21 protein-coding genes are annotated in these 26,632 nt (G+C 72.2%); 10 read left to right on the top strand and 11 right to left on the bottom strand.

The features are described 5' to 3' along the window. The first annotated feature begins 81 nt into the window (after positions 1-81). The 3 genes from Ari01nite_RS15675 (at position 82) to Ari01nite_RS15685 (ending at position 1,539) form a co-directional block, all read left to right on the top strand. Entirely contained in the window at positions 82-645 is a 564-nt protein-coding gene (locus Ari01nite_RS15675) for an AMIN-like domain-containing (lipo)protein (protein ID WP_203781967.1), read from the top strand. Positions 646-682: 37 nt separating this feature from the next. Next, positions 683-1,153, top strand: coding sequence for a TspO/MBR family protein (locus Ari01nite_RS15680; RefSeq protein ID WP_203781968.1), 471 nt, complete (start codon positions 683-685; stop codon positions 1,151-1,153). A 104-nt stretch (positions 1,154-1,257) separates the two neighbouring features. Continuing rightward, the gene (locus Ari01nite_RS15685; protein ID WP_239162786.1) at positions 1,258-1,539 is read left to right on the top strand and encodes a hypothetical protein; all 282 of its coding nucleotides are present in this window, start codon (positions 1,258-1,260) and stop codon (positions 1,537-1,539) included. On the opposite strand, the gene Ari01nite_RS15690 is transcribed toward Ari01nite_RS15685, so the two are convergent. The 4 genes from Ari01nite_RS15690 to Ari01nite_RS15705 all read right to left on the bottom strand — a co-directional run bounded on the left by Ari01nite_RS15690 (position 1,536) and on the right by Ari01nite_RS15705 (position 8,670). Continuing rightward, positions 1,536-2,660, bottom strand: coding sequence for a Kelch repeat-containing protein (locus Ari01nite_RS15690; protein WP_203781970.1), 1,125 nt, complete (start codon positions 2,658-2,660; stop codon positions 1,536-1,538). The genes Ari01nite_RS15685 and Ari01nite_RS15690 overlap by 4 nt on opposite strands. An 83-nt stretch (positions 2,661-2,743) precedes the next feature. After that, a complete protein-coding gene (locus Ari01nite_RS15695; protein WP_203781971.1) occupies positions 2,744-5,710 on the bottom strand; it encodes an AfsR/SARP family transcriptional regulator in 2,967 nt (988 codons plus the stop codon). Between the two features lie 84 nt (positions 5,711-5,794). Continuing rightward, positions 5,795-6,397, bottom strand: a complete 603-nt coding sequence (locus tag Ari01nite_RS15700) for an HAD family acid phosphatase (protein WP_203781972.1) — start codon at positions 6,395-6,397, stop codon at positions 5,795-5,797. A 92-nt stretch (positions 6,398-6,489) separates the two neighbouring features. Beyond that, positions 6,490-8,670 carry a molybdopterin oxidoreductase family protein gene (locus Ari01nite_RS15705; protein ID WP_203781973.1) on the bottom strand — a complete coding sequence of 727 codons (2,181 nt, stop codon included), beginning with the start codon at positions 8,668-8,670 and terminating at the stop codon, positions 6,490-6,492. Positions 8,671-8,756: 86 nt separating this feature from the next. Between Ari01nite_RS15705 and Ari01nite_RS15710 the strand changes: the two genes are divergently transcribed. After that, entirely contained in the window at positions 8,757-10,457 is a 1,701-nt protein-coding gene (locus Ari01nite_RS15710) for a family 43 glycosylhydrolase (RefSeq protein WP_203781974.1), read from the top strand. A 46-nt stretch (positions 10,458-10,503) separates the two neighbouring features. Continuing rightward, positions 10,504-11,277, top strand: coding sequence for a hypothetical protein (locus tag Ari01nite_RS15715; protein ID WP_203781975.1), 774 nt, complete (start codon positions 10,504-10,506; stop codon positions 11,275-11,277). 48 nt (positions 11,278-11,325) lie between these two features. On the opposite strand, the gene Ari01nite_RS15720 is transcribed toward Ari01nite_RS15715, so the two are convergent. The 3 genes from Ari01nite_RS15720 to Ari01nite_RS15730 form a co-directional block, all read right to left on the bottom strand. Continuing rightward, positions 11,326-11,517 carry a hypothetical protein gene (locus tag Ari01nite_RS15720; protein WP_203781976.1) on the bottom strand — a complete coding sequence of 64 codons (192 nt, stop codon included), beginning with the start codon at positions 11,515-11,517 and terminating at the stop codon, positions 11,326-11,328. 7 nt (positions 11,518-11,524) lie between these two features. Next, positions 11,525-12,874, bottom strand: coding sequence for a gluzincin family metallopeptidase (locus tag Ari01nite_RS15725; RefSeq protein WP_203781977.1), 1,350 nt, complete (start codon positions 12,872-12,874; stop codon positions 11,525-11,527). A 235-nt stretch (positions 12,875-13,109) separates the two neighbouring features. After that, positions 13,110-15,068 (bottom strand): pectinesterase family protein, encoded by a 1,959-nt coding sequence (locus Ari01nite_RS15730; RefSeq protein WP_203781978.1) that lies wholly within the window; start codon positions 15,066-15,068, stop codon positions 13,110-13,112. A gap of 204 nt (positions 15,069-15,272) precedes the next feature. On the opposite strand from Ari01nite_RS15730, the gene Ari01nite_RS15735 reads away from it, so the two are divergent. Continuing rightward, the gene (locus tag Ari01nite_RS15735) at positions 15,273-15,899 is read left to right on the top strand and encodes a rhamnogalacturonan acetylesterase (RefSeq protein ID WP_203781979.1); all 627 of its coding nucleotides are present in this window, start codon (positions 15,273-15,275) and stop codon (positions 15,897-15,899) included. Then, the gene (locus Ari01nite_RS15740) at positions 15,893-17,149 is read left to right on the top strand and encodes a pectate lyase family protein (RefSeq protein ID WP_239162783.1); all 1,257 of its coding nucleotides are present in this window, start codon (positions 15,893-15,895) and stop codon (positions 17,147-17,149) included. Before Ari01nite_RS15735 ends, Ari01nite_RS15740 begins: the two co-directional genes overlap by 7 nt. Before the next feature lie 16 nt (positions 17,150-17,165). Here the strand turns inward: Ari01nite_RS15740 and Ari01nite_RS50915 are convergent, their stop codons facing one another. Then, positions 17,166-19,523: a toll/interleukin-1 receptor domain-containing protein gene (locus Ari01nite_RS50915; protein WP_203781980.1), complete on the bottom strand. Its 2,358-nt coding sequence runs from the start codon at positions 19,521-19,523 to the stop codon at positions 17,166-17,168. A 154-nt stretch (positions 19,524-19,677) separates the two neighbouring features. On the opposite strand from Ari01nite_RS50915, the gene Ari01nite_RS15750 reads away from it, so the two are divergent. From Ari01nite_RS15750 to Ari01nite_RS15760, 3 genes are all read left to right on the top strand, one after another. Then, positions 19,678-21,849, top strand: coding sequence for a putative bifunctional diguanylate cyclase/phosphodiesterase (locus Ari01nite_RS15750; protein ID WP_203781981.1), 2,172 nt, complete (start codon positions 19,678-19,680; stop codon positions 21,847-21,849). After that, positions 21,846-23,273 (top strand): sensor domain-containing diguanylate cyclase, encoded by a 1,428-nt coding sequence (locus tag Ari01nite_RS15755; protein WP_203781982.1) that lies wholly within the window; start codon positions 21,846-21,848, stop codon positions 23,271-23,273. Before Ari01nite_RS15750 ends, Ari01nite_RS15755 begins: the two co-directional genes overlap by 4 nt. Before the next feature lie 90 nt (positions 23,274-23,363). Next, entirely contained in the window at positions 23,364-23,810 is a 447-nt protein-coding gene (locus tag Ari01nite_RS15760; RefSeq protein WP_203781983.1) for a nitroreductase family deazaflavin-dependent oxidoreductase, read from the top strand. A gap of 19 nt (positions 23,811-23,829) precedes the next feature. Here the strand turns inward: Ari01nite_RS15760 and Ari01nite_RS15765 are convergent, their stop codons facing one another. The 3 genes from Ari01nite_RS15765 to Ari01nite_RS15775 all read right to left on the bottom strand — a co-directional run bounded on the left by Ari01nite_RS15765 (position 23,830) and on the right by Ari01nite_RS15775 (position 26,571). Then, positions 23,830-24,588 carry a hypothetical protein gene (locus Ari01nite_RS15765; RefSeq protein WP_203781984.1) on the bottom strand — a complete coding sequence of 253 codons (759 nt, stop codon included), beginning with the start codon at positions 24,586-24,588 and terminating at the stop codon, positions 23,830-23,832. A gap of 9 nt (positions 24,589-24,597) precedes the next feature. Then, positions 24,598-25,356, bottom strand: a complete 759-nt coding sequence (locus tag Ari01nite_RS15770; protein WP_203781985.1) for a hypothetical protein — start codon at positions 25,354-25,356, stop codon at positions 24,598-24,600. 69 nt (positions 25,357-25,425) lie between these two features. After that, on the bottom strand, positions 25,426-26,571 hold the full coding sequence (locus Ari01nite_RS15775; protein WP_203781986.1) for a PucR family transcriptional regulator: 1,146 nt from the start codon (positions 26,569-26,571) through the stop codon (positions 25,426-25,428). Positions 26,572-26,632: the final 61 nt, after the last annotated feature.

A 26,632-nucleotide genomic window follows, 5' to 3' on the forward strand; every position in this document is an offset into this window, starting at 1 on the left:
CCCGTCCGTTCGTTTCCGAATCGGCGCCCTGTGCACCGCCCTTGACCTGCGCTTCTAGCGTCTAGGGCCAGGAGGTGCGAGATGCGTGTCTCAATCGGCAGAACCCTGCTCACCATCACCCTCGGGCTCGCGCTCGTCGCGTGTGGAACCCCCGCCCCGGTGGCGGCGGCTGCGGCCCCCTATTGCGGCATCACCTGGGGGAGCGGCGACAAGTCCGCGGCCCCGATGAGCACCGCCCCGCTGCTCACCGCCGAAACCGGCCGGCACGAATGCTGGGACCGGGTGGTCTTCGAGTTCGGCGGCTCGGCGCAGGGCTACGCGGTGCGGTACAGCACCGAGGTCCTCACCGACGGCGAGGGCGTCGACCTGGTCCCGTACACGGCCGGCGGTGCCCACCTCGGGGTGACCCTCCGGGCGCCCGCGTACGACGACAACCACAGCGCCACGTTCGACGCGCGCGTCGGCGAGCACGTGGCGAACGTGCTGCGCTACGACACCCTGCGCGACGTCGTCTTCGGCGGCTCGTTCGAGGGCTACACCACGTTCGCGGTCGGCGTCCGGGCCCGGCTGCCGTTCCGGGTCTTCCTGCTGGCCGGCCCGGGCACGCACAGCCGGATCGTGGTCGACGTCGCGCACCGCTGGTGACCGTTTGCCCCGGCCCGACCGGGGCAAAGGTAACCGCATGACTCGCTCGCACCACCGCTGGTGGGCCCTGGCCGTCTTCGCGTTCGCGGTCTTCGTCGCCGCGGCGATCGGCGGCCTGGGCGTGCGCGGCACCACCGCCGAGTACGCCGGGCTGGAGCAGCCGTCCTGGGCGCCGCCGTCCGCGGTGTTCGGCCCGGTCTGGACGGTGCTCTACGCGATGATCGCGGTGTCCGGCTGGCTGGTCTGGCGCCGGGTGGGTTTCACCACGCCGCTGTGGTGGTACGCCGCCCAGCTCGTGCTGAACGCGATCTGGACTCCGCTGTTCTTCGGCGCCGGCCGGTACGGGCTGGCGTTCGCCGACATCGTGGCGCTGTGGCTGCTGATCGGCGTGACCGTGCTGCTGTTCTGGCGGGTGCACCGGGTCGCCGCGGCGCTGCTGCTGCCGTACTGGGCCTGGGTGACCTTCGCGACCGCCCTGAACTTCTCGATCTGGCAGCTGAACGCCTAGGGTCGGGATGCCCACGCGAGGGTTCCCGTTCGACCCGGAGGACTGACGTGCCCGACCGCCCTGAGATCGTCTGCATCTGTGGGTCTACCCGCTTCGTGGACGAGATGAGCGCGGCAAACCGTGATCTGACCTTCGCAGGTGTCATCGTCGTGGCGCCGGGCGTCTTCCGGCGCGCCGAGGAGCACGAAGCAGACGAGTTGCTCACCAACGAGCAGAAGACCGCGCTGGACGCCCTCCACCTCCGCAAGATCGACCTGGCTGATCGAGTTCTGGTCGTCAACCCAGGCGGGTATATCGGCGAGTCCACGAGCCGGGAGATCGCCTACGCCCGCGCCACCGGCAAGCCGGTCTCGTTCACCGATCCCTCCTTTGGTGAAACGCCCTAGGCGGGCGACCAGTACCAGGTCTTGCCGGTCAGTTTGTCGCGGGAGATCGCGCCGCCGAACACCACGAGGCCGGTGCCGGCCGCCACCACGGTGTGACCGCCGGGGTCGGCGCCGGGCAGCAGCGGCAGCTCCTCCCACTTGCCGGTGGCCGCGTTGAGGACCAGGCCGTCGATGCCGAGGTAGGCGGCGGACGCCGGGCCGTAGCCGCCGGCCGACCGGGCGCCCTCGAACGGCGGCGCCGGCAGCGCCGACCACGTCCCGGTCGACGGGTCCAGGATGCCGCCGTCCGGGTAGGTCCGGCCCCAGTTGCCGACCTCGCCGCCGTCGGCGCCGCCCAGGATCGGGTTGACCAGCTTGCCGTCCGACACGAACCAGGGCTCGCTGGACAGGATCTGCGAGGCCGGCAGGGTCCGCCACTTTCCCGTGGCCAGGTCGAGCGCCGCCGCCCGGACCACCGACGGACCCTCCGCGCCCGGGTTGGGGATCAGCTCGTGGTCGAACAGCACCATCTCGCGGCCGTCCCAGACCATCATCCGGCCGAAGGCCCGGCCGAGCGGGTCGTCCGGCAGCGGCGTCCAGCGTCCCGCCTCGAACAGGTAGTCCGGGGCGGTCCCGTTCTCGTCGCTGGTCAGCACGGCGACCAGGCGGTCGCCGGCGGCGACCAGGTGGTAGGGGAGCTCCGGGTCGAACGGCACGGAACGGCGTTCCCACCGGTCCTGGTCGATCCGGTACGCGAGCAGGACGTCCTGCTTCGGGTAGGGCGGCCGCACGTACGCCGTCCCGGCGACCACGACGCCCTGGGCGAAGGTGAACCCGACCGGCGTGTCGGCGATCTTGCGCCAGGTGCCGGTTGCCGGGTTGAGCGCGGCGCCGTCGGTCAGCGGGGTGGGATCGGGCGGGCAGTCCGCGTTCGGCGGGCACGGCTTGTCGTCGCTGCCGCCGATCAGCAGCACCTCACTGCCGGTCCACAGGCCCAACGTCTGTTCACGCGGGCTGAGCGGTGATCCGGTCATCTCGCGCCAGGAGGCCGAGGCGGACGAGGGCGGGGATGGGAAGGACACCGAGGCGCAGCCGCCGAGCAGCAGAAGCCCGCAGGCCGTGATCCGCCAGAAAGTTCGCATGCCAGCTTCGACGCCGTTCCGGCCGGATGGTTCCGAGCCGGGCGCCGCCGAACAGGATGCCGCCGACCCGGGCGGCGGCGAAGTCACGCCGTCTCGAGCGCGGCCAGGCCCGCGAACGACTGCCGCAGCGAGGCGGCCTCCGGCACGCCCATGTCGGTGAAGATCTCCAATGCCTGCCGGAGGTGCCGGTACGCCGCGGCCGGGTCGGTGTCGCGCAGCGCGCCCGCCATGCCGGCGTGCGCGTGCGCCCGCTCGTACCGGTTGTGCACCGGCCCGAGCAGGTCGAGGGCCCGCCGGTGGGCGGCCAGCGCCTCGCCCCGGTCGCCGTGCCGGGCCAGGGTCCGGCCGTAGTGGTTGAGCACCGACGGCGCCGAGTGGTGTTCGTCCGCCACCAGGTCCAGCGCCTGCCGGTGGTACTCGAACGCCTCGTCGGCGTGGCCCTGCAAGCCGTAGATCTCGCCGAGCGTGCTCAGCACCGTGGCGGTCCCGCCACGGTTGCCCTCGGCCTGTTTCATCGCCATCGCCCGCTGGAGCAGCGGCAGCGCGGTGGCGTGGTCGCCGGCATCCGCGTGCACCCCGCCCAGCTCGCCCAGGATCAGGCTGGTCCAGGCCTTCTCGCCGACCCGGGCGAAGCCGTCGAGCGCCAGGTGCAGCTGGGCCCGGGCGTCGTCGTGCCGGCCGAGTATCCGGTACGTCATCCCGAGTGTCCGGGCGCACAGGTAGGTCTCGTGCTCGGCGCCGATGCTCTCGGCCAGCTCGCGGGCCTCGAGCAGGCTGGCCACCGCCTGCTGCGGCTGCCCGGCCGCGTACAGCTGCAGCATGGCCAGGTTGTTCAGCGCCGTGACGATGCCGCGGTGGTCGCCGGTCCGGCGCAGCGCGGCGAACCGCTCCCGCAGGTGCCGCTCGGTGTCGTCGTACCGCCGCAGGTTGGCGTAGCCGGCCGCGAGGCAGCTGTGGATGGCGGCCTCGGCGGTGTCGTCACCGAGCCGGTGCGCCGCCGCCAGCGCCCGGGTGTGGCTGTCCACCAGTTCGGCGCTGTGGCCGTTGCGGTAGAGGTACGGCCACAGCGCGCGAGCGATCCGCCAGGTGTACGTGTCGAGTCCCCGGCGCTCGGCCAGCCCGGCCGCGGCCAGCGCGGAGCGCCAGTTCCGGTCCAGCCAGGTGACCGCGCGTCCGGTGTCGGGGAACGCGGGCCCGGCCGGCGGCGGGTCGTCCAGGGTCAGCGCGGTGCGGACCGCCGGGCGTTCGAAGTGCGCGGTCGCCGCCGCGGCCGCGTGCAGGTAGTGCGCGATCAGCCGGTGCTCGGCCGCGGCCAGGTCCGCCGGCGGGTCACCGGCCAGCAGCTGCGCCGCGTAGTCGTGCACCAGGTCGTGCAGCCGGTACCAGCCGGCCGCCGGTGTCTCCAGCAGGTATGCGTCGACCAGGTCGTCGAGCAGCTCGTCGGCCGAGGTCACGTCCATGCCGGCCAGCGCGGCCGCAGCGTGCCGGTCGAAACCGTGCCGGCCGTGCCCGCCGAGCGCCCGGAACATCCGCCGGACCGGGTCGTCGAGCTGCTGGTAGGACAGGTCGAGGGCGGCACTGACCGCGCGGTCCTCGGCGGCCAGCTGACCGAGCCGGGCCGGCGCCTCGCGGAGCCGTTCGGCCAGGTCGGCGACCCGCCACGCGGAGCGGCGCACCAGCCGGGCCGCGGCCAGCCGCAGGGCCAGCGGCAGGTGACCGCACAGCCGGGCCAGCTCCGCGGTCGCCTCCGGTTCCTCGGCGGCCCGGGCACCGACGATCCGGCGCAGCAGCTCGGCCGACTCGTTCTCGGGCAGCGCGCCGAGCGACACCGACCGCACCCCGTCCAGACCGGCCAGCAGGCGCCGGCTCGTCACGATCACCAGCGTGCCGGCGGCCCCGGCCAGCAGCGGCGCGACCTGTCGGCTGCCGGCCGCGTTGTCGAGCAGCACCAGCATCCGCCGGCCGGCCAGCTCGGTGCGCCACAGCGCGGCCCGGTCGTCGGCCGACTCCGGCACCCGGGTGGCCGGCACGCCCAGCTGGCGCAGCAGCACGCCGAGCACGGTGCCCGGGTCGGCCGGCGCGCGATCGGCGTGCCCGTGCAGCTCGGCGTGCAGCTGCCCGTCCGGGTACCGGTCGATCAGCCGGTGCGCCAGGTGCACGGCCAGGGCCGTCTTGCCGACGCCGGCCATGCCCGCGATCGACACCACGGTCGGCGTGCCGGCGGCCGCCAGCAGGCTGGTCAGCGTCGCCGACCGGCCGACGAAGTCGGGGACTGCGCGGGGCAGGTGGCACGGGCCCGGCTCGCGGCTCGGCGCCGGTTCCGGGCCGCTGGTCAGCAGTTCGGTGTAGACGCGCTGCAACGCCGCGCCCGGGTCGACGCCCAGCTCGTCGGCCAGCACCGAGCGCAGCCGGTGGTAGGTCTGCATGGCGTCGGCCTGCCGGCCGGACCGGAACAGGGCCAGCATGAGCTGACCGACCAGCCGTTCGCGCAGCGGGTTGGCCTCGACCAGCGCGGTGAGCTCGGGCAGCAGCGACGCCTGCCGGCCCAGCGCCAGTTCCAGGTCGGCGCACTCCTCGACGGCCGCGAGGCGCTGGTCGTTCAGTCCGGTCGCGACCGCCTCGACCATCCGGCCGGCGAGGCCGAACAGGGCCGGACCGCGCCACAGCCGCAGCGCCGACCGGTATTCGGCCGCGGCGTCCGCGGACCGGCCGGCGGCCGTCAGCTCGTGCGCGCGCGCCAGGTGCCGGGCGAACAGGCGTACGTCCACCTCGTCCTCGCCCGCGGCGAGGCGGTAGCCCGGACCCTCGGTGACGATGAAGTTGTCGCCGGGCACCAGGCGGCGCAGCGCCGCCACGCAGTTCTGGATCTGCCGGCGCGCGGTCGGCGGCGGGTCGTCGTCCCACACCGCCTCGAACAGGTGCTCCCAGGACACCACCGCGGGTGCGTTGGCCACCAGCAAGGCGAGGATGGTGCGCTGCTTACGGCCGCTGAGCGCCACCTCGCCCGTCCCGCCGTCCACCCGGAGCGGCCCCAGGATGCGAAACCTCACACTTCCCCCCGCGCGGTTCCGGCGGCGTACGGACATCGAACGGTAGCGATGCGTAGCTTAGCGGAACCGCGCCGGGGAACATGCTCAGTCCAGCTGGCCGTCGTAGTCGGGCAGCTTGAAGGTGCGCTCGGCGTGGCCGCCGCCCAGGTCGGTGGCGCTGTTGCCGACGTTCGCGACGATCGTGTAGCCGCGGCGCTCGATGTCGGTGCGGGCCTTGGTCTTCAGCGTCTGGTTGTCGTCGAAGTTGAGCGTCGGCCGGGTGTAGATGCCGGCCCACTCGTAGCCGACCGCGTCCAGGTTGATCTCGGTGACCCACTCCAGGATCTCCGGGCGGGCGGTCACGAAGAAGATCGCGGCACCGTCGCAGCGGGCCTGCTGGGCCAGGGCCAGGACGCCGGGCGTCGCGTCGTACGGCTGATATTTGCTCTGCAGTGCGGTGTTGTCGATGTCCAGCACGACGGCGGCCCGCACCCGGGTGTCCGGCAGGCGGTTGTCCAGATAGGCGGCGGCCTGGTCGGTCACCGCCTCGACCTCGGACAGCCAGGTCTCGTGGGACGGCAGTGCCTGGGCGGTGACGGCGGTTCGGGGCGCGGCCGCGGCGCTCGTGGCGGTGGAGACGGCCAGGCCGGCGGTGAGCGTGGTTGCGGCGACCGTGAGTGTGAGGCCGCGCAGCAGGACAGAACGCATGGGTTCCCCTCGACGAAGGTTGTTCGCTGGTAGTCCATCGACGACGGATTACCGGGGGGTTACTCCCCGGTAATCGACGACGTTCGATAACGCTACGCGGCGGTAACCTCTACCGGAATACCGTTGAGCACGGCATTGCCGGACAACGGATCCACACTGGTCTCGTCGGTGAGCACGTTGCTGTTGACGCCCGGATTCGCGGCCGCCACGGTCATCCGGGTGCCCGGCCGGTCGTGTCCCCAGCCGTGCGGCAGGCTCACCACGCCGGGCATGACGGTCTCGGTGATCTCCACGGGCGCGGTCAGCTCGCCCACCCGGGACGTGACCCGGGCCGTGCCGCCCGTGCCGATGCCCAGCTTGGCCGCGTCGTCCGGGTGGATCTGGAGCGTGCACCGGTCGCGGCCCTTCACCAGCGCCGGCACGTTGTGCATCCAGCTGTTGTTCGACCGCAGGTGCCGCCGTCCGATCAGGACGAAGCCGTCGCGCCGCCGGTCCAGGCCGGCGCGCAGCCGCTCGACGTCCGCCGCGATCGGCGCCGGGCACAGCTCCACCGTGCCGCTCGGCGTCTGCAGCACCTCCGGGATCCGGGGCCGCAGCGGTCCCAGATCGATGCCGTGCGGGTGGGCGCGCAGCTCGTCCAGAGTGAGGCCGTACGCGCCGGTGCGCAGCGCGACGTCGAGCAGGCGCTCCGCCGGATGGTCGCCGGTGACCTTCTCCCGCAGCTCCGCCACCTCACCGCCGGCCCGTTGCAGCGCCTGGTCGAGCAGATGATCGTGGAGCACCGCCGGATCCGTACCGGCGCCACGGCCGGACAGGATCAGGATGAGCCGGGCCAGGATGTCGCACTCGTCCATGCCGCCGTCCGGGTCGGGTGGCAGCACCGGCGGCGAGTAGGCGGCGAAGTTGCGCACCGCCAGGGCCAGGAACGCGAAGTCGTAATGTCCCTTGCGGGCCACGTCGGCCGGCGGCAGCACCACGTCGGCGTGCCGGGTGGTCTCGTTCAGGTACGGGTCGACGCTCACCATGAACCCGAGCCCGGCCAGCGCGCGGTCCAGCCGGTCGCTGTTCGGGGTGGACAGCACCGGGTTGCCGGCCACCGTGAGCAGCGCCCGCACCTGCCCCTCGCCGCCGGTCTCGATCTCGTCGGCCAGCGCCGCCACCGGCAACTCGCCGCGCACCTCGGGCAGCCCGCGCACCCGGCTGTGCCAGCGGCCGGTGCGGAAGCCCTTGCCGCCGGCCCGGGTGCGCGCCCGCACGTGCGCCGCCTCCGGGAACATGACGCCGCCGGGCCGGTCCAGGTTGCCGGTGAGCACGTTGACCACGTCCACCAGCCAGCTGGTCAGGGTGCCGAACTCGACCGTGCAGGTGCCGATCCGCCCGTACACCGCGGCACTCCCGGCGGCGGCCAATTCGCGCGCCAGCCCGCGGATCCGGTCGGCCGGCACCGCACACACGACTGCCATCGCCTCCGGCGCAAAGTCAAGAGCCAGATCCCGTACGCCGGCCAGCCCGGTCACGTGGCCCGCCAGCGCGCCGAGGTCGACGAGCCCCTCCTCGAACAGCGTGTGCACGATGCCGAACAGCAGGTACGCGTCCGTGCCGGGCCGGATGAACAGGTGCTCGTCGGCGGCCTCGGCGGTCCGGGTGCGGCGCGGGTCGACCACCACGAACCGGCCGCCGCGGGCCTGGATCGCCTTCAGCCGCCCGGGCAGGTCGGCCGCGGTGGCCAGGCTCCCGTTCGACTCCCACGGGTTGGCGCCCAGGATCAGCAACAGGTCGGTGCGGTCGACGTCGGGCACCGGGATGGTCAGCGGGTGCCCGAACATGAACCCGCAGGACACGTGCTTGGGCATCTGGTCGACGGTGCTCGCGGTGAACACGTTGCGGCTGCCGAGCGTGCGCACCAGCGGCGACACGTAGAGCCCGCCGGCCATCGTGTGCACGTTCGGGTTGCCCAGGTAGAGCGCGATCGCGTCCGGCCCGTGCTCCGCGGCGATCGGCCGCAGCCCCGCCTCGACGGCCGCGAACGCCTCGTCCCAGCTCGCCTCCTCGAGCCGGCCCGCGCGTCGCACGAGCGGCCGCCGCAGCCGGTCGGGATCGGCGGTGAGCTGCCCGAACGTGGCGCCCTTGGGGCACACGAAGCCGTGGCTGAAGACATGCTCACGGTCGCCGCGGGCCGCGGTGATCCGGTCGCCGGTCACGGTCAGCTCGAGTCCGCAGGCTGCCTCGCAGAGCGGGCAGGTCCGGTATGCCGTTCGCGTCGGGTCGGCCATGGCGCCACCAGCCTTTCGGTCCGTTTCCGCATCCTGCCACGCCGGGGCGCTTGTCCGGGCCGATCGGATCGACCACCATCCGTGGCATGTGGAGAGTCGCCGGCCGCGCGCTGGCCGTATTTGTGCTGATTGCTGGTTCTTTCGCTGTCGCCCCACCGGCCCAGGCCGCACCCGTGCCGCCGCCGGGCCGCATCGCCGAGGACCCGATCGCCCACGACCCGACGATCATCAAGCAGGGCCGGTACTACTACAGCTTCATCACCGGCGACATCGCCACCCGCACCTACCTGCCGATGCGCCGGTCGGCCGACCTCAGGAACTGGACCGACCTGGGCGTCGTGTTCAGCACCGCGCCGGCCTGGATCACCGCGGAACTCGGGGTCACGCCGGGCGACTTCTGGGCGCCGGACATCACGTATTTCGGCGGCAAATACCACCTGTACTACGCGGCCTCGTCGTTCGGCACCAACAACTCGGTGATCGGCCTGGCCACCAACGACACGCTCGACCCGGCCAGCCCGCGCTACCGCTGGGTGGACCAGGGACTGGTGCTGCGGTCGTCGACGCCGGACAACTTCAACGCCATCGACCCCGAGGTGGTGCTCGACGGCGGCCAGGCGTGGCTCGCGTTCGGCTCGTTCTGGGACGGCATCAAGATGCGCAAGCTGGACCGGCGCACCGGCAAGCCGGACCCGGCCGACACCACGCTGTACTCGCTGGCCTCGCGCGGCGGCGCCTCGATCGAGAACCCCGCGATCGTGAAGCGCGGCGGCTACTACTACCTGTTCGTGAGCTTCGACTTCTGCTGCCGCGGCGTCAACAGCGACTACCGGGTGGCGGTCGGCCGCTCGTCGTCGTTGACCGGCCCCTACCTGGACCGGGCCGGGGTGCCGATGCTGTCCGGCGGCGGCACCGAGTTGCTGCGCGGCTACCACGAGTTCCGCGGCACCGGCGGCGGCGACGTGATCGGAAACGACTACTTCGCACACCATTACTACGACCTCTACGACGAGGCGCTGCCCAAGCTCTCGGTGCGGCCGATCTCGTGGTCCCGGGGCTGGCCGTCGCTCCGCGATCCGCTGTCCGGCAGCCGCGCGGTGGGCCACGGTCCCGCGTACGTGACCCTGGTGAACCGGGCCGACGGCAGCGTGGTCTCGAACTCCACCTGCGGCTACGAGGGCGCCGACATCCGCCTCGAAGCGCCCACCGGCGGGCCGTGCGAGCAGTGGCGCCCGGACGAGCGCGGCGACGGCTGGGTCAGCCTCGGCAACAAACACAGCAACAAGGTCGCCGAGGTGGCCGCCTGCATCGACGCCGACGGTGCCCGGGTCGCCCAGTGGGGCTGGCTCAACAACAACTGCCAGCAGTTCCGGTTCCTACCGGCCGTCGCCGGCTGGCACACCGTGGAGAGCCGGCTCAACGGCAAGGTGTTGCAGGGCGCCGACTGCGGGGGAGCGGGGACGGCGGTGCAGACCATGGCTCCGTCCGGCGCCGCCTGCCAGCAGTTCCGCGTCCAGCCGGTTGGCGAGGTGCTGCTCGCCGACCAGGGCGGGCGGCTCGTGCTGGACGGCTGCGGCCGGACCGCGGCGAACCGCCCGTACCGCGGCGGCGACTGCCAGACCTGGCAGTTCCGGCACGTGGCGGACGGCTTCTACCGGATCGTCAACGGCCGGACCGGTCGCGCCCTGGACGGCACGCAGTGGCGGATCGAGACGATCCCGGCCGGCGGCCACCGGCTGGTGTCGCGGGCCGGCGACGCGCGGGTGGTGAACCTGGAAACACCGTGAGTCATGGCGTATACATCGATGGTCGTAACTACCAAGGAGACCATTGATGAATCGCTGGAAGGTCCTGTCCGCCGCCGCCTCCGTGGTGGCCACGCTCGGCGTGGCCGCCGCGGCGGCGCCGGCCCAGGCCGGAGCGTCCGGGTGTAACCGCCCGGGCGTGCTGTTCTGCGAGAACTTCGACCGCCTGCCAACCGGCGGGGCGAGCAGCCTGGACTGGGGCATCGACACCCGGAACGGGACGCTCACCGTCGAGCGGCAGCGGCGCACCAACGTGTTGCACGTGCGGACCCTCGACAACGGGCGGGCGTTCCTCAAGGTGGACGACTTCGCCGCGCCCGGCAACCGGTTCTTCGGCCGGATCCGGCTGCGCGTCGACGCGTTCCCGACCGCGCCGGACTGGGCGCACTACACCCTGGTCGAGGCCACCGGCTCGGGCAGCAGCGAGGTCGTCCGGCCGATCGGCGGCCAGTATGTGCCGAACCTCGGCAAGAACCTGTGGGGGATCGGCGCGGACGGCGGCCCGACCGGTGACTGGACCAACTGGCGCGAGTCGGCGCCGGTCAGCGAGGACACCTGGCAGTGCTTCGAGTGGCAGATGGACGGCAACGGCAACCAGGTCGCCGTCTGGATCGACGGGGTGGCCAACCCGGAGCTGACCGCCTCGACCGACTCGCACGGCGGCAACCAGGTGCCGTTCGTGCTGCCCACCGTGAACACCGTCAAGATCGGCTGGCAGCTGTACCAGGGCGGCACGACGCCGGGTCAGTTCGACCTGTGGATCGACGACGTCGTGCTCTCCTCGCAGCGCGTCGGCTGCTAGTGGGCGCGCAATACGCCGTCCGGCTCATGGCCGGGCGGCGTGTTGCGGTCAGCCTGCGGAGAACCGCTTACGGATCACGACGGTTCTGCCCTGTTCGTCGGTCGTTGTCTGGTGGGTGGCGCCCGGCGGCAGCTCCGTCCCCTCCGGTACCGCTTCACCGCGTTCGATCAGATCCGCTGTGTACCGGCGCTTTTCGGCCTCCTCGCGAAGGGCGGCGTCGTCACCTTCGGTGTTTTCCATCGTCAGGTCATACCCGGGCACCGCAGGCGAACAACCGGCGTTCGAGACGGAATTCGTCGCCGTTCTCGATGATCTTGTGGGTGTAGTGCCGGGGGTGCGGCCCCTCGGTGTGCTCCTGGGCCGGCGTGGCCACCTGGTCGCGGCGGAAAAGGTCCTCGACGTACGAGTTGCCGACCAGGTCCGGAGGGCTCGCGTCGGCCGAGCCGGCCTCGGGCGCCGCGCCGGCCACCGCGAATCTGGTCCTGTTGGCGGGCAGGATGAACGACAGCGGCCGATCGAGCCCGAATTCCGCACCATCCACGCTGTGCGCAGTCAACTCGGGTTCCTCCGCGTCCCCGAAAAGCCCGACACTGCGTCCGTCGAGATCCCCTTCCTCGAGGCCGGCCGCCTCCCGCGGGGAGAGGATGCCGTGCCTGATGAACGCGCGGCGCAGTGAATTGCCGTACCGCCCGTCATGCGCCACCCGGTCCTCGGCGATCAGGTGGGCGGCCAGTTGCGCGTAGTAGGCCGGAACAATCGGTGCGGTGGTCACCGCGGCCACGAGAAGTTGCCCCGCGATCCGTGCCGCCTCCAGCAGCGCATCGGGACCCTGCGAATCCTGATCCTGGAAGATGCCACCGAGCGCGCGGAAGAAAGCGCCGGTGAAGACCCTCGAGAAGGAATGCGACTCCCGGGAAAGGGCGGCGGCGGGCGCCTCGGTCGGCAGGGTCAGCGGGTTCTGATAGAAGAAGTTGTTGGCGGCGTTCCGCATGCAGTCCGCCTCCACACTCGCGGGCCGTCGCTGGCGGATGGCCCACGCCATCTGCTCGGCCAGCCGGGACACCTGAGACGACCCGGACACCCGCCCGCTCGTCTCGGCGATCACCGCGGTGCGCATGGTCGGCAGCGTGAGGTGCGTGAGAATGGCGCTGATGTCACCGAACGACTCGTGAAAGCCGTCGGTCTCGGCACTCGCCACACTCCACAGCTGAGGCCGGATGGCGTCCAGCACGGCATGCCCGACTTCGTGGGCAACCACATCGGGGCTCTCCCCGGAGTACACGGTGATTCCGTTGGTGGTGTGATGCCAGAACGAGACGCCCTCGCGGTCGTAGAAGGCGTTGAGGTTGTCGCCGGCATCGAGCGTGGCGAGCAGCGCCGGCCCGACCTGGGACTGCCATTTCGTGCCCGGGGCAAGCAGCGGACCCCAGAAGTCCGCCGTGCGCCGGAGCACCTCGGCCAGATTCCAGTACCGGAATTCGACGGTGCCCGGCTGGCCGCCGTCCGGCAGTTGCGGCCCGCGGATACCCACCGGCAACGGGGTGCGCCCCAGCTCCGGCTCGGGCCGCAGAATCGGCCTGCGCGTCGTGGGCGGCACCCCCGGATCGTTCTCCCAGCTGAGGACTCCGGAGGTACTCCGGGCCAGCGGTTCGGCGACCTTTGGCCCGGCCCCGACTTGACTGCTCACATCTGCCCCCGATGATCGGTGATCACGCTCTTCCGGAGTATGCGGGCGTGATTTCGACCGGTGGCGGCGGTTCGGATTTTATGGACCGGTCCGGTGACATCGCGGGGGTGACGCCGCCCGGCCATGAGCCGGGCGGCGTGCCGAACTACCGGCAATACCTCCAGGGCTGCCAGTCGTCGTCACCCGACAGGTAGTCCTCGCGGGTGAAGTCGCGGGCCTGGGCCGGGGTCAGCTGCGGACGGTTCTCGTTCACGGCGGCTCCCGGCCCGGTGTTCCGGTACTCGAAGAACCGCGCCTCCTGCCACGGGAAGCCGCCCATCTCGGTCCACGGCGCCGTCTTGATGTGCGCGCCCAGGTGCGAGTCCCGGATGACCACCTGGGCGATCGCCCGGACGTCGCCGCCCGGGTGCCACGGCCGGCCCAGGTGCACGCTGTCCGCGGCGGCGTCGCTGGTGAACCGGCTGCGGGTGAACAGGAAGCCGTGCGGGTTGTCGTCGCTGGTGCTGGCGGCGGTGACGTAGCCGTTGTTGGCCGGCGTGCCCCGGTCGCTCGAGAAGATCTCGCAGTCCTCGAACACCGCGGTGCCCCGGCCGTAGATGAAGTCCACGTCGCCCTCGACGTAGCAGTCGTGCAGGTAGACCCGGCTGACCACGTCCCGGTTCGGGCTGTCCGGCTTGAACGTGTCCTGGTCGGCCACGAACCGGGTGCCGTCGAAGATGGCCCGGTCGCCGACCGTGCGCACGGCCAGCGCCTGGCTCGGCGTGACGGTCTCGTCGTACGAGTTCAGCAGGGTGAGGTTGCGGACCGTGACGTCGTCGCCGAGCACCGAGAACGTCGGACTGCCGGCCGAGCCCCAGGTGCCGCCGTAGAACTTCTCGGCGCCGGCGGCCAGGTCGTAGTCGACCACCACGTCGGCCGGCGTCCTGCCGGCGCCCACGATGGTGACGCCGGACATGTCCTGCCAGACCTTCACGATCTCGCGGTAGTGGCCGGGCTTGACCACGATGGTGACCGGGCCCCGGCGGTCCCGGGTGGCGCCGAGCGCGGCCATCAGGCTGGCGTAGTCGCCGGTGCCGTCCAGCGCCACCGTGATGACGCGGCCCAGCGGCTTGCTGCGGGCCGGCTGCGGGCCGGCCTGCGCGCGGATCAGCGCCGGCACCGCGGCGGCCGGGTCGGCCTGGTACGCGTACGCGGCCGCCGGGTCGAACGCCGCCCCGACCGCGTCGCGCCGGCCGGACGTACCGCTGAAGATGTTGCCCCGCTCGACCAGTTCGGACGCCGGGTCCTTGGCGATCAGCGGGTCGACGACCCGCTCGAAGTAGCTGTTCTCGACGACCACCTTGGCAGCGTTGCGGCTCATCGTGCCGTAGTGGCCGATGTTCTGCAGGTAGTTGTTGTAGAAGTGCGCGGCCGCGGTGTTGTCCACGCTCCAGTTGCGCTGGAACGTGTTGCGGATCCAGTTGTGGTGCGCGGTGAACTTGGTGAGCACGTTGGCGGTCCAGCCGATGCCCAGCGCCTTGTTCGAGTCGCCGATGACGCTCCAGGACAACGTCACGTAGTCGCTGTCCTTGCGCAGGTCGATCGCGCCGTCGCCGACCCGCTCGATCTTGACGTGGTCGATCCACACGTGGTGCGAGGTGTCGATCCGCAGGCCGTCGTTGTCGTTGGTGGAGTCCTTGCCGTCCCAGTCGCCGGCCAGGTACGAGTCCCGGATGGTCAGGTTGCGGACGATGACGTTGTGCACCTGGTTCAGGTAGAAGCCGCCGCCGACCAGCTCCGCACCCGGCCCGGCGCCGATGATGGTCTTGTCCGAGCCGACCGGGATCATGTCGCCGAACGGCGTGACCGAGATCGAGCCGCGCACCCGGATCACCAGCGGCTCCGCCGCGATCGCGGACGCCTTGAGGTCGGCCAGCGTGCTGACCGTGACAACCTTGCCGCCGGCGCCGCCGGTGGTGGTCTCGACGCCGTTGCCGGCGACCGCGGCGAACCCGACCGGGCCGTCGGTCCAGCCGGGTGGCGCGGCCTCCGCGGCGCTGGCCGTTGCCGGCACGAGCAGGACGGTGGCGGCGAGGACGGCCGCCAGTATTCGTGAGGCGTGCATGCGCAATCCCTCGACTTGTTTTGGTTGCGTCCGGCACGCCCTACCGGTTCTTGCCCCCGCAGACCCTTCCTTGCCGAGGCCCAGCAGGTCAAGACCGCGCACCACATTGATTGACGGACTTGACTGGCCGGCCCCGGGTTAGGTAAAAGTCTGTAACAAAGTGCGGCACGCCCACCGCTCGACCCGAACGGAACCTCGACAAAAATGCGCATTCTGCTCGTCGGTGACTCGACGGTGACCGACGACGCCGGCTGGGGCCCTGGCTTCCGGGCCCGGCTGGCACCCACCGTGGAATGCCACAACCACGCCCAAGGCGGTCGCAGTTCGAAGAGCTACCGCGACGAAGGCTGGTGGACCGCGGCGCTCGCGGTCCCGGCCGACTACGTCTTCCTGCAGTTCGGCCACAACGACCAGCCGGGCAAGGGCCCGGACCGGGAGACCGACCCGGACACGTCGTTCGCCGCCAACATGGCCGGGTACGTGTCCGACGTGCGCGCCCGCGGCCGTTCCCCGGTGCTGGTGACGTCGCTGACCCGGCGCACCTTCTCCGGCGGCGAACTGCACGACACTCTGGGCCCGTACGCGCATGCCACCCGGCGCGTCGCGGCCGAGTTGCGGGTGCCGCTCGTCGACCTCCACGCGGCCAGCACCGCGCTGTGCGTCGCGCTCGGCGAGGACGGCTGCGCCGGGTTCTCGCCGGACGGCACCGACATGACCCATCTGAACGCCGAAGGAGCGCTCCGCTTCGGCGGCCTGGTCGCCGACCTGGCCCGCGACGTGGTAGCCGGGCTGCGATCCCATCTGAACCGAGAGGCGGCACCGCGGTGCTGAAGAAAGCTCTGCTCGTCCTCACCGTGGCCGCGCTCGCGGCCACTCCACTCGCCGGACCGGCCACCGCCGGTGGCGGCCGGGACGTCGGCCGGGAGATCCTGGGCCCGAACGACGGCTGGGGCTCCGCCGAGGGCGGCGTCACCGGCGGCTCGGCCGCGACCCGCGAGAACGTGTTCGTGGTGCGCAACCGCAACGAACTGGCCGCCGCGGTGGCCGGTACCCAGCCCAAGATCGTGATCGTGGCGGGCCGCTTCAACGCCAACGTCGACGAGAACGGCCAGCCGCTCGGTTGCGCCGACTACGCCGCCGACGGCTACGACTTCGACGCGTACGTGCGAACCTATGATCCGGCGGTGTGGACCGGCGCGCCGACCGGCCCGCTCGAGACGGCCCGCCTGGCGTCGAACGCCAACCAGGGCAAGCGCGTGAAGATCACGGTCGGCTCGAACACCACCCTGATCGGCCGCCCCGGCGCGGCCATCACCGGCGCGCAGATCGACATCGAGTCGGCGGAGAACGTGATCGTGCGCCACCTGACGCTGCGCGACGCGTACACCTGCTTCCCCGGCTGGAACGGCGACGCCTGGAAGACCGAGTGGGACAACCTGGTGGTGAGCCGTTCCCGGCACGTGTGGATCGACCACGTGACGATCAACGACGGCGACAGCCCCGACGCGGCCGAGCCGATCGTGTTCGGCCAGCACCTGCTGCGCCACGACGGCCTGCTCGACATCGTCCGCGGCAGCGACCTGGTCACCGTGTCGTGGAGCAGGTTCACCGGCCACGACAAGTCGCTGCTGTGGGGCAACGGCGACACCGCCACCGGCGACATCGGCAAGCTGCGCATCACCATGCACCACAGCGAACTCACCAACCTCGTCCAGCGCGGCCCGCGGGTCCGCTTCGGCCAGGTGCACGTCTACAACAACCTGTACCGCTCGACCGCCGACTCCGGCTTCCTCTACTCGTGGGGCGTCGGCGTCCAGTCCAAGCTGTACGCCGAGAACAACGCGTTCCGCCTCGACCGCACCTTCCCGGCGTCCCAGATCATCACCGCGTTCGGCGGCACCGCCATCCACGCCACCGGCACGTTGCTGAACGGCCGCCCGGTGGACGCCCTGGCCGAGTACAACGCGGTGCACGACCCGGACCTGAGCTCGGACGTCGGCTGGACCCCGACCCTGCACACCCGGATCGACCCGACGTGGCGGGTGCCGGCCCTGGTCCAGGCGAACGCCGGAGCCCGCTAGAGCTTCCACGGTTTGCCTAAAGTACGACACCGCCGGCGTACCAGACGGCGAGCAGCAGAACGACAGTGGGCAGCGTCGGCGGCAACAGCGCCGCCGGCGCGGACCGCAGCAATCTCCGGTCGCGCCGGTGGTTGTCGGGCAGCCACTCCAGGACGACGGTGCCGTGCTTGCCGAGGGCCACAGCGGCGGCGATCCAGATGGCGGCGTAGTAGACGAGGCGTAGCGGGGTGAGTTCGGTGACGCCCATCAGGGCCCAGGCCGCCGCCATCCCGAACAGGGCGAACATGCCGTTCTGGAAGGTATCCCGGCGCAGCTCCCGCCGGCCCAGCCGGTAGGCAATGGTCAGGGCGAGGACGGCCATGGCGGCGGCCAGCCAGGCCCGCCAGCGCAGCACGGTGTCGGCGGTGTCCGGCAGCGCGGGAAAGTCGGGGTTCTCGATAAAGTTGGGTCGCGGCGAGGCCGGCGTCAGAGCGGGCGCGACAAACCGGCATCCGCCCGCCCGAGGTGAGGGCGAGGTCGACGCAGTATCTGGCGACAAATCCGATTTATCCGGCAGAGTGGGCGGCGGGGGATTTGTCGCCCGGGGCAGTGACACCGGCTGGGCTGCGGGCGGCTGGACTGCGGGCGGCTGGACTGCGGGCGGCTGGACTGCGGGTGGCTGGGCTGCGGGCGGGCGGGCTGCGGGTGGCTGGGCTGCGGGCGGCTGGGCTGCGGGCGGCTGGGCTGCGGGCGGCTGGGCTGCGGGCGGGCGGGCTGCGGGCGGGCTGACCGCGGGGGGCTGGGCTGCGAGCGGGCGGGTCGGGAGCGGGCGGGTCGGGAGCGGCAGCTTGAGCGGGGGCATGGAGAACGTCGGCACCGGCCTCGTCGGCAGTGGGACGTCGAGCAGGCCGCCGCCCGGCGGGCAGCTCAGCAACTGGTGCCACGGGGGGCGGGTGTAGGGCAGCGGCGGGTTCGGCACCGTCGGGCGTTCGGTCGTGTGGACCCGTTCCTCCTTCGGCACCGCCAGGCCGGCCGTGAAGGCCGCCGACAGCGCGAACACCGCGCCGGCCGCCGCCAGGCACTCCAGCACGATCTTGGCGGGCCGGGGTGCGTCGAAAGCGTCCGCGGCGCGGGGGACCGGCGGCAGCGGCACCCGGCCGGCGCCGGCGGTCAGCGATGCGGCGAAGGCGCGCAACCGGTCGGTGCGGCCGTCCCGGAAGTCCAGCCACTGGAAGCGGTGCAGTTCCTCGGCCTCGGCCGGCAGCCGCACCCCGCAGGCCAGCACCGCGATCGCCCGGCCGCCGCGCAGCGCGGGCGCCAGATGGGTCCAGCCGATGGCGTTGCTGACCAGGACCAGACGCAGATCGGCGTCCTCGGCCACAACCTCGACGCCGGCCGTGCGAAAGGCCGATGCCACCTCGGCGGCGATCAGCGCGTCGGCAGGGGCGTGCTCGACCTGCACCGAGCGGGGCGTGGCCGGTGCGGCCGGTGCGGTCAGGTGATCCGTGGCGTCCAGGCGGGCCAGCAGGCGGTGCGGGCCCTCGCCGGGTGGCAGCCAGCGCAGCACCGTGGCGGAGCGGTGCAGCAGGAGCAGGGCCGTCACATTCAAGAGCAACAAAGGCAACAGCACCAGCACGTACGGTTCGGTCCGGTCGCCGCTGATCGAGAGCTGGTTGATCACCGAGCTGCCGTGGTTGACGGCCGAGATGAGCGACGCGTAGCCGCCCCAGACGACGAACAGTAGCGGGACAGCGCCGTACAGCGGGACGGACAGCGTGACAAAACGGGCGCACGCGGTCAGGAAGCCGGTCAGCGGGCGCAGCAGCCAGCCCGCGTAGAACAGGCCGGCCAGCGCCATCGCGGTGGTCGCCAGCACGTGCGCGGGCGGTACCGGCAGGTCGAGGTCGAGCGCGGCCACGGTGACCAGGCCCAGGGCGGCCAGCACGTTGGCGGCCAGGGCGGTGGCCACCAGCAGTACGGCGGCCGGCCAGCGACTCCAGCGCCGCGCCGGGGGCGGATCGTCGCCGCGCAGCACACCGGCCAGCCGCCGGGTGCCGGCGGCGAACCGGCGGCGCAGCTCGACCCGGGGCGCCGCTGCCAGGTCCGGCGGCAGGGGCGTGCCCCGGACCACCGCCACCACCACCGGGATGCCGCCGTCCCGGGCCCGGCGCCATTCCCGTTCCACGTACGCCGAGGCCAGCGCGTCCTTCGAGGCCACCAGCACCAGCGCCTCGGCGTCGTCGACCGCCCGGTTGAGCGCGGCGTCCCAATCCGTGCCGGGCACCAGGCGCTCGACGTCGAACCACGGGTCCAGCCCGGCGGCGGCCAGGCCGGCCGTCAGCTGGCGCGCGGCGTAGAACTGCCGGCGCGAGTAGCTGACGAAGACGTGTCCCATCCGTCCATTGTGTGCGGTGCGGTCCAGGCGGGTGCTCGACGGTTGCATTCGCGTCGCCGCAGTCCTCAGGAGTGCGGCTGTGTGGCCGATCTCTCTGGGCGTGATGCGGTGGGCGGACTCTGAAGCGCGCGTTGCCGGGCATATGGCCCGGCAGGTGCACCTGAACCTGTGGGTGTTCGCCGCGCTCAGCGCTATGGGTTTGATCCGGTGCGAGCTGGCCTGGCCGGACTCGTACCGCTGGGCCCTGATTCCGCTCGGTGCCGCGGTGGCCGGCCTGGCGGCCGCCACCCGGTTGCCGTGGAACCGGCTGGCCGCGAGCCGATGGACCATGCCGGTGCTGGCCGTGAACTACGCGTCCGCGATCGGTTGCCTGTTCCTGTACTGCCTGGTCGATCCGGACGCCGAGATCATGTTCCCGACCGGCGCCATGGTGATCACGGTCGCCGCGGCCAGCACCACCGGAGCCCGGGCCAGCCTGGCCATCGGCGCTGTGGCGCTGGCCGGCTATCTGACGCTGGCCGCGGTCCGCCCGATGGCCAACATGACCCTGGGTCTGTCGGTGGTCGCCGTCATGGCCGTGGTGATCGGCCTCTGCGCCCGGACCGCCCACAACCGGCGGCTCCAGCAGGCGCAGCGCGACGCCGCCGAGCGCCGGGCCGCGGCCCTGCTGGAGAACGGCTCGGACGCGGTGCTGGCCATCGCCGGCGACCGGGTGCAGTACGTCAGCGCGTCGGTGCACCGGATCCTCGGCCACGGCAACGCCAACCTCAGCGTCGAGGACCTGGCCGCCATGACCCACCCGGACGAGCTGGACCTGGTGCGCGAGTGGGTGGCGAAGCTGAGCGCCGGCGGCCCCGGCCACACGGTCCGCCTGGAGTCGCGCACCAAGCACGCCGACGGCCACTACATCGACACCGAGGTCACCGGAACCAACCACCTCGACGATCCGGACATCGGGGCCATCATCCTGACGATCCGCGACGTGAGCACCCAGAAGGCGCTGCGCAGCGAGCTGACCCGGCAGGCGTTCGAGGACCCGGTCACCGGCCTGCCGAACCGCTCGCTGCTGCGCGACCGGGCCGAGACGGCGGTACGCCGCCACCTGCGCGAGGCCGGCCGGGTGTCGCTGCTGCTGGTCGATCTGGACGACTTCAAGAAGGTCAACGACACGCTCGGGCACATGGCCGGCGACGACTTCCTGCGCGCCGTGGCCCGCCACATGGCCGAGGTGGTGCGCCCGTCCGACACGCTCGCCCGGCTCGGCGGCGACGAGTTCGCCGTGCTGGTCGAGGGCCTCGACGACATGGAACTGCACGCCATGGCGCAGCGACTGCTGGAGGCGGTCAAGCTCCCGGTCCGGATCGGCAACACCGAGCTGGTCGGCAGCGCGAGCGTCGGCATCGCCACCGTGAAGGCCGGCGAGGTGGGCGACGGCGACGCCGCCGAGGAACTGCTGCGCGACGCCGACCTGGCCATGTACGCGGCCAAGGCCACCGGCCGGGACCGGGTAGCCGTCTTCGAGGAGTCCATGTACGCGGACGCGGTCGCCGAGGCCGAGACCCGCGCCGAGCTGGAACGGGCTGTCGAGAACGACGAGTTCGTGGTCAACTACCAGCCCATCGTCGACCTGCCCTCGGGCCGGCTGATCGGGGTGGAGGCGCTGGTCCGGTGGCAGCACCCGACCCGTGGACTGCTCGGCCCCAACGAGTTCATCGCGCACACCGAGCGCACCGGCCTGATCGTCCCGATCGGCGCCCGGGTGCTGCGGGTCGCCTGCAGCCAGGTCGCGGCCTGGCACCGGGAGATCCCGGCTGCCGACCGGATCCGGGTCAGCATCAACCTGTCGGCCCGGCAGTTCCAGGAGCCGGGCCTGCTCGACACGGTCCGCGAGGTGCTGCACGACACCGGCATCGCGCCCGAGCGGGTGGTCCTGGAGATCACCGAGTCGCTGCTCATGCACGACGTGGACGCCACCGTGGTCACCCTCAACGAGCTGCGCGCGATGGGCGTCCGGATCGCGATCGACGACTTCGGCACCGGCTACTCGTCGCTGTCCTACCTCCGCCGGTTCCCGATCGACATTCTCAAGATCGACAAGGCGTTCATCGACGGCATCACCGCGAACGCCGAGGACGCCACCCTGGCCGAGGCCGTGGTGGGCCTGGGCCGGGCGCTGCGCCTGCAGACCGTGGCCGAGGGCATCGAGCACGCCGACCAGAAGTCGATCCTGTCCGATCTGGGCTGCACGTACGGGCAGGGCTACCTGTTCGCCCGGCCGGGCACGGCCGACGAGATCACCGTGATGGTCCGCGAGGCGTACGAGTGAGCGCGCTGAGCCGGCGGTTGTCGGCGGCGGCCCGGCTGCGCCCGGTCGAGGACGACCACGACGCCGAGTACTGGTCCCGGCAGATCCAGGTCGGCGGCTGGGTGGCGGTCGGCATCACGCTGTTCGGCTGCCTGCGCATCGCGGCCGACTGGGAGCCGATGCTGAAGTGGTGGGCCTGGCCGTGCTTCGCCGCCGCCCTGCTCCAGGCGGCCATCACCCGTCTGCCCTGGGCCCGCCTGGTGCGCCGGCCCGGCGTACGGGAAGCCTTGATCTTGTGGTGGATCTTGGAAATTCCGGTGCTCCTGGCCTTCAGCCGGGTGGACGCCCGGGGCGAGGCTCTCTACCTGCCCGGCGCGTTGCTGATCATCAAGACCGCGGCGGCCCTGTACCCACCACGCTGGGTGATCGCACTGGGCGCGGTCGGCCTCACCGGTTACGCCGCGTTGCAGGTCGGGCCGAACCCGCCCGGGCTGTCCTTCACCATCGGCATGACGCTGCTGCTGGCCGCCGTGGTGGCGTTCAGCGCCCGGACCGCGGCCAACCGCTGGCACCAGGACGACCTGCGGCGCACCGCCGAACGGCGCACCGACATCCTGTTGCGCAACGCCTCGGACGCGATCCTCGGGGTGGAGGCCGACGGCACCGTGCGCTACACCGGCCCGTCGGTGCGCGGCCTGCTCGGCTACGAACCGGACCGGCTCGACCGCCTGGTGCACCCGGACCACGTGCGGCTGGCCGGTGACTGGCTGCGCGCCCTGATCCAGGCCCCCGACCAGGCCCCGTCCCGGTGCGAGATGATGCTGCGCCGCGACGACGGCTCCTACCTGTACGTCGAGGCGATCGGCGCGGCACAGAGCGAGGACCCGGAACTGGGCGCCGCGGTGCTGAGCCTGCGCGACGTGTCGGCGAACCGGGAACTCCAGGACGAGCTGACCCGGCGCGCGTTCACCGACCCGCTCACCGGGCTGGCCAACCGCGCCCACTTCGACGAGCGCCTGACCCGCACGCTGGACCGGGTGCGCGAGGGCGAGGCCGGTGCGGCCCTGCTGCTCATCGACCTGGACGGGTTCAAGGAGATCAACGACTCGCTCGGCCACGCGGCCGGCGACGAAGTCCTGGTCGCCACCGCCCGGCGGCTGGAGCGGCGCCTTCGGCCCGGCGACACGCTGGCCCGGCTCGGCGGCGACGAGTTCGTGATGCTGATCGAGGGCCTGGACGACCGCGGCGCCGCGGCGCTGGCCGGCGCGCTGACCGAGGCCGGAAACGAGCCGCTCGAGGCCGGCGGCCAGCGGGTGCGCTGCGGCATGAGCGTCGGCACCGCCACGGTCCGCTCCGGCGACCGCCGCACCACCGGCGGCGGCCTGATGCGCGACGCCGACATGGCGATGTACCGCGCCAAGCGGCACAATCGGGCGGGCGTCTGACCCGGGATGTCGAGAACGTGCGGCCGGTTCCGTCCCAGGGGTAGAAGCGGCCCACGGAGGGCCGCGTACCGAACCGAAAGGACCGCCGTCATGGCCGTCGCCGACGATCTCGACCGCGCCACCGACTCCACCTGGGACTGGGTGGCCGAGCACACCCGCACATACCTGGCCTCGGGCGGCACCGAGGGACACGAGTCGAACGGCGTGCACACCCTGGTGCTCGCCACCACCGGACGCCGGTCCGGCCAGGCGCGCCGCACCTGCCTGATCTACGGCACCTCGGGCGACGACTTCGTTGTCGTCGCCTCCAAGGGCGGCGCCGACCAGCACCCGGCGTGGTTCAAAAACCTCGAGGAGGACCCGAGCGCCGGGGTGCAGGCCGGCACCCGCCGGTTCACCGCCCGGGCCCGGGTCGCCTCCCCGGCCGAACGCGAGGCGCTCTGGCCGCAGATGGCCCGCATCTTCCCGCTGTACGAGGAGTACGCCCGGAAGACCGAGCGGGTGATCCCGATCGTTCTGCTCACCCCGCAGGACTGACGTTCCGGCGGGCCGGTGGTCAGGCTCCCAGGGCGCGGAGCTGGGGAAGCGCCGCCAACAGAGGTGGCCGGCTGGTGTTGCGGGTGGCCGCGTTCTCGGCCTGCGCGCGGACCGGCTCGGCCGGGGCGTAGACCCACGTGGACTGACCCCAGTCGTCGTTGTAGGCGGTGCATTCCCACCATTTCTCGCGCGGCGTGCCGGGTTCCTTGTTGCCCTTCTTCACGCAGTCCGTGGGGGTGAGCTTCGCGACCACCGTCTCGTAGGAGCGGATCTGGTCCTGGACGACGAGGCTGATGCCGTTGACCAGACCGGCCCGGCCGCGGGCGGCGATCACGATCGCGAACAGGGCCGGCAGGACGCGGCCGATGTCGTCGACCGCCTGCGGGGTCTGCACCGCGGTGGCGTACGCGGTGGCCAGCGTGGCGCAACCGGTCGCGCTCTGCGCCCACAGCTGCAGCACGGTCCGGCTCATGGTGTCGATGTCGGTGAACTCGATGGTGTGCTGCCGCGCGCAGGCCTGCACGTCGGCCGCGGCGATCCGGTCGGTGTGGGCGATGATGTCGTTCTTCGCGTCCTCGACCGCGGCGATGATCCGGTCCACGGCCGCCTGCAGCGCGGCGTCGTCGGAGCCGCCGCCGGAGAGCAGGTGCCCAGCGGCCGCGATGGCGAGGCTGGTCCAGTCGACCACGACCACCGCCGACGCGGGAGTGGTGGTCGGCAGCACCGTCGCGACGGACAGGCCGGCGGCGATCAGGCAGTTCCGCAGTTGTCTGCGCATGACGGTCTCCTACTGTCCCAGTTCTTGGAGGGTGCGCCTGGCCACCAGCCACCCGGAGTCCTTGGCGGCCTCGGCCTTGAGGTCGTCCAGCTCGGCCGCGCTGAGTTCCCGGGTCTCGGTGACCTTGGTGCTCTTCTCGTCGTTGGCCGCTGTGCACTGGTGCACGTACCGGGGCGGGGCGGTGCCGTGCACCGGGACGGAGGTGCACTTCGGTTCCAGGTCCTTCACGACGTCGCCGATGAGCTTGTGGTAGTCGGCCTGTGCCTTGGCCTTGGCCGCGTTGAGGCCGGCGTCGGTAGTCAGCGTCAGCAGGGTCGAGTAGAGGCTCTGCCCGGCCAGGGCGATCTGGTCCTTCGCCTTGTCGCTGCTGACCCCGTAGTACTTCTCATAGGCGTTGGCCGCCTGACCGGCGAGTTCCAGCCGCACGTACTGCGCCAGCCAGACCTCGTTCTCCCGGGTGACCTCGTAGTCGGCCAGGGCGTACGACACCCCGCGCAGGTGCCCCATCACCTCGCGGGCCTCGAGGCCGTCGATGTGGCCGATCACCGCGTTCTCGGTCTCGGTGATCGCGCCGGTCAGCAGGCGGACGAACTGCACGGCCTGATCGGGGGTGATGGAGCCCGCCTTGTAGATGTTCCAGGCGAGCAGCGCCAGGTCGATGACCTTGTCGGCCGCCCCGTCGGCGGCGCGGGCCGGTGGTGCGGTGCCGGTGAGGAGCATGGCTAGCGCGAGCGTCGCCGCCACCATGCCCTGTCGAAGTCTTCGCATGGCCGGAGTCTCGCGGTGCCGCGCCGCGGGTGTCTTCGTGAACGGGACGCAAACCGGCCGCGCGGTTTGTCAATCGGCGTAGTGCTGCACGGCAAGCGTCCGCGCTACCGTCGCACTCAGCAGCCGGACGCCGGCGGTGGAACCGGGGTCGACCCCGGTGACGTCGCGCACCCGGCGCAGCCGGTAGTCCAGCGTGCGCGGGTGGATGTGCAACGCCGCGGCGGTGGTGGCCCGGTTCATGTCGCTGGCGTAGTAGGCGCGCAGGGTGGCCACCAGGTCCGGGCCGGTGGCGAGCGCCTTGGCGTAGGCGCGCAGCCACCCGTCGACCGCCGGGGAGCGCGCCAGCGCCATCTCGACGAACAGGTCGGCGATCCCGGGCAGCCGGTCCGGCCGGTCCTGCGGCGGCGCCACCCGGCTCGCCTCCCGGGCCCAGGCGAGCGTCTCGGACAACCCGCCCACCGGCCCCTCGGCGCAGCCGATCCCGCACGGGCCGCCGATCAGCGCCGTGGCGCGGCGTACCCGGTCGATGATCGTCGGTGGCGGGTCGGTGGCGGGTGTCAGCACGACCGCCTCGTCGGCGGCGAGCCAGGTCACCGGTATCCGGTCGGCGGCCAGCGCCGCCACCACCTCGCCCTGGGTCTCCGGCGGCACCCGCCGGGCCGTGCGCAGGACCGTGAGGTGGTACTGCCGGCAGCGCTGCAGGCCGGTGACGAACGGTTCCACCGGCTCGTCCGCCAGCAACGCGCGGGCCAGGAGCTCCAGGCGGGTGGACAGCACCCGTGCGGTGCCCACGCCGTGGGTGTAGCCGCGCAGGTAGGCGCTCCGCGCGCGGACGCCCTGCGCACCCAGCCAGCCGACGATCCGCAGCAGGTCGGTGACGTCCTCGGGGCGGGCCAGGTCGTGCACCTCGCGCACCATCATCGCCGTGTGCAGGCCGAGCACCTGCTGCTGGGAGGGCACCGAGAGCCCGATCTCGGCGCGCTGCCGGCCGACCGCGGCGATGCCGGCCAGGTCCGGCCCGGTGAGCGGCTGCTCGGCCGCGGCGAGGTCGAGCGACCGGCGCCGGATGAAGACCGCGAAGTCGAACATGCCGAGCGGGGCGGCGGCGCCGGCCGGCATCGCCTGGTATTCACCGACCTCGCTGGTGAACGTGGTGACCGCGCGCCGCGCGTTGACCTCGACCCGCTCGCGCAACGCGTTGAACAGTGCACTCATCGATGCGGCTCCTCCCGTCGCAGCCACTTCGAGGCAGTGACCACTGTGGATGGGGCCTCGT

The organism is Paractinoplanes rishiriensis, from assembly GCF_016862375.1.
Taxonomy (GTDB): domain Bacteria; phylum Actinomycetota; class Actinomycetes; order Mycobacteriales; family Micromonosporaceae; genus Actinoplanes; species Actinoplanes rishiriensis.

Coding starts and splice junctions, on each gene's coding strand:
- Ari01nite_RS15675 (WP_203781967.1), top strand. CDS start 82: ATGCGTGTCTCAATCGGCAGAACCCTGCTCACCATCACCCTCGGGCTC.
- Ari01nite_RS15680 (WP_203781968.1), top strand. CDS start 683: ATGACTCGCTCGCACCACCGCTGGTGGGCCCTGGCCGTCTTCGCGTTC.
- Ari01nite_RS15685 (WP_239162786.1), top strand. CDS start 1,258: ATGAGCGCGGCAAACCGTGATCTGACCTTCGCAGGTGTCATCGTCGTG.
- Ari01nite_RS15690 (WP_203781970.1), bottom strand. CDS start 2,660: ATGCGAACTTTCTGGCGGATCACGGCCTGCGGGCTTCTGCTGCTCGGC.
- Ari01nite_RS15700 (WP_203781972.1), bottom strand. CDS start 6,397: ATGCGTTCTGTCCTGCTGCGCGGCCTCACACTCACGGTCGCCGCAACC.
- Ari01nite_RS15705 (WP_203781973.1), bottom strand. CDS start 8,670: ATGGCCGACCCGACGCGAACGGCATACCGGACCTGCCCGCTCTGCGAG.
- Ari01nite_RS15710 (WP_203781974.1), top strand. CDS start 8,757: ATGTGGAGAGTCGCCGGCCGCGCGCTGGCCGTATTTGTGCTGATTGCT.
- Ari01nite_RS15715 (WP_203781975.1), top strand. CDS start 10,504: ATGAATCGCTGGAAGGTCCTGTCCGCCGCCGCCTCCGTGGTGGCCACG.
- Ari01nite_RS15720 (WP_203781976.1), bottom strand. CDS start 11,517: ATGGAAAACACCGAAGGTGACGACGCCGCCCTTCGCGAGGAGGCCGAA.
- Ari01nite_RS15730 (WP_203781978.1), bottom strand. CDS start 15,068: ATGCACGCCTCACGAATACTGGCGGCCGTCCTCGCCGCCACCGTCCTG.
- Ari01nite_RS15735 (WP_203781979.1), top strand. CDS start 15,273: ATGCGCATTCTGCTCGTCGGTGACTCGACGGTGACCGACGACGCCGGC.
- Ari01nite_RS50915 (WP_203781980.1), bottom strand. CDS start 19,523: ATGGGACACGTCTTCGTCAGCTACTCGCGCCGGCAGTTCTACGCCGCG.
- Ari01nite_RS15760 (WP_203781983.1), top strand. CDS start 23,364: ATGGCCGTCGCCGACGATCTCGACCGCGCCACCGACTCCACCTGGGAC.
- Ari01nite_RS15765 (WP_203781984.1), bottom strand. CDS start 24,588: ATGCGCAGACAACTGCGGAACTGCCTGATCGCCGCCGGCCTGTCCGTC.
- Ari01nite_RS15770 (WP_203781985.1), bottom strand. CDS start 25,356: ATGCGAAGACTTCGACAGGGCATGGTGGCGGCGACGCTCGCGCTAGCC.
- Ari01nite_RS15775 (WP_203781986.1), bottom strand. CDS start 26,571: ATGAGTGCACTGTTCAACGCGTTGCGCGAGCGGGTCGAGGTCAACGCG.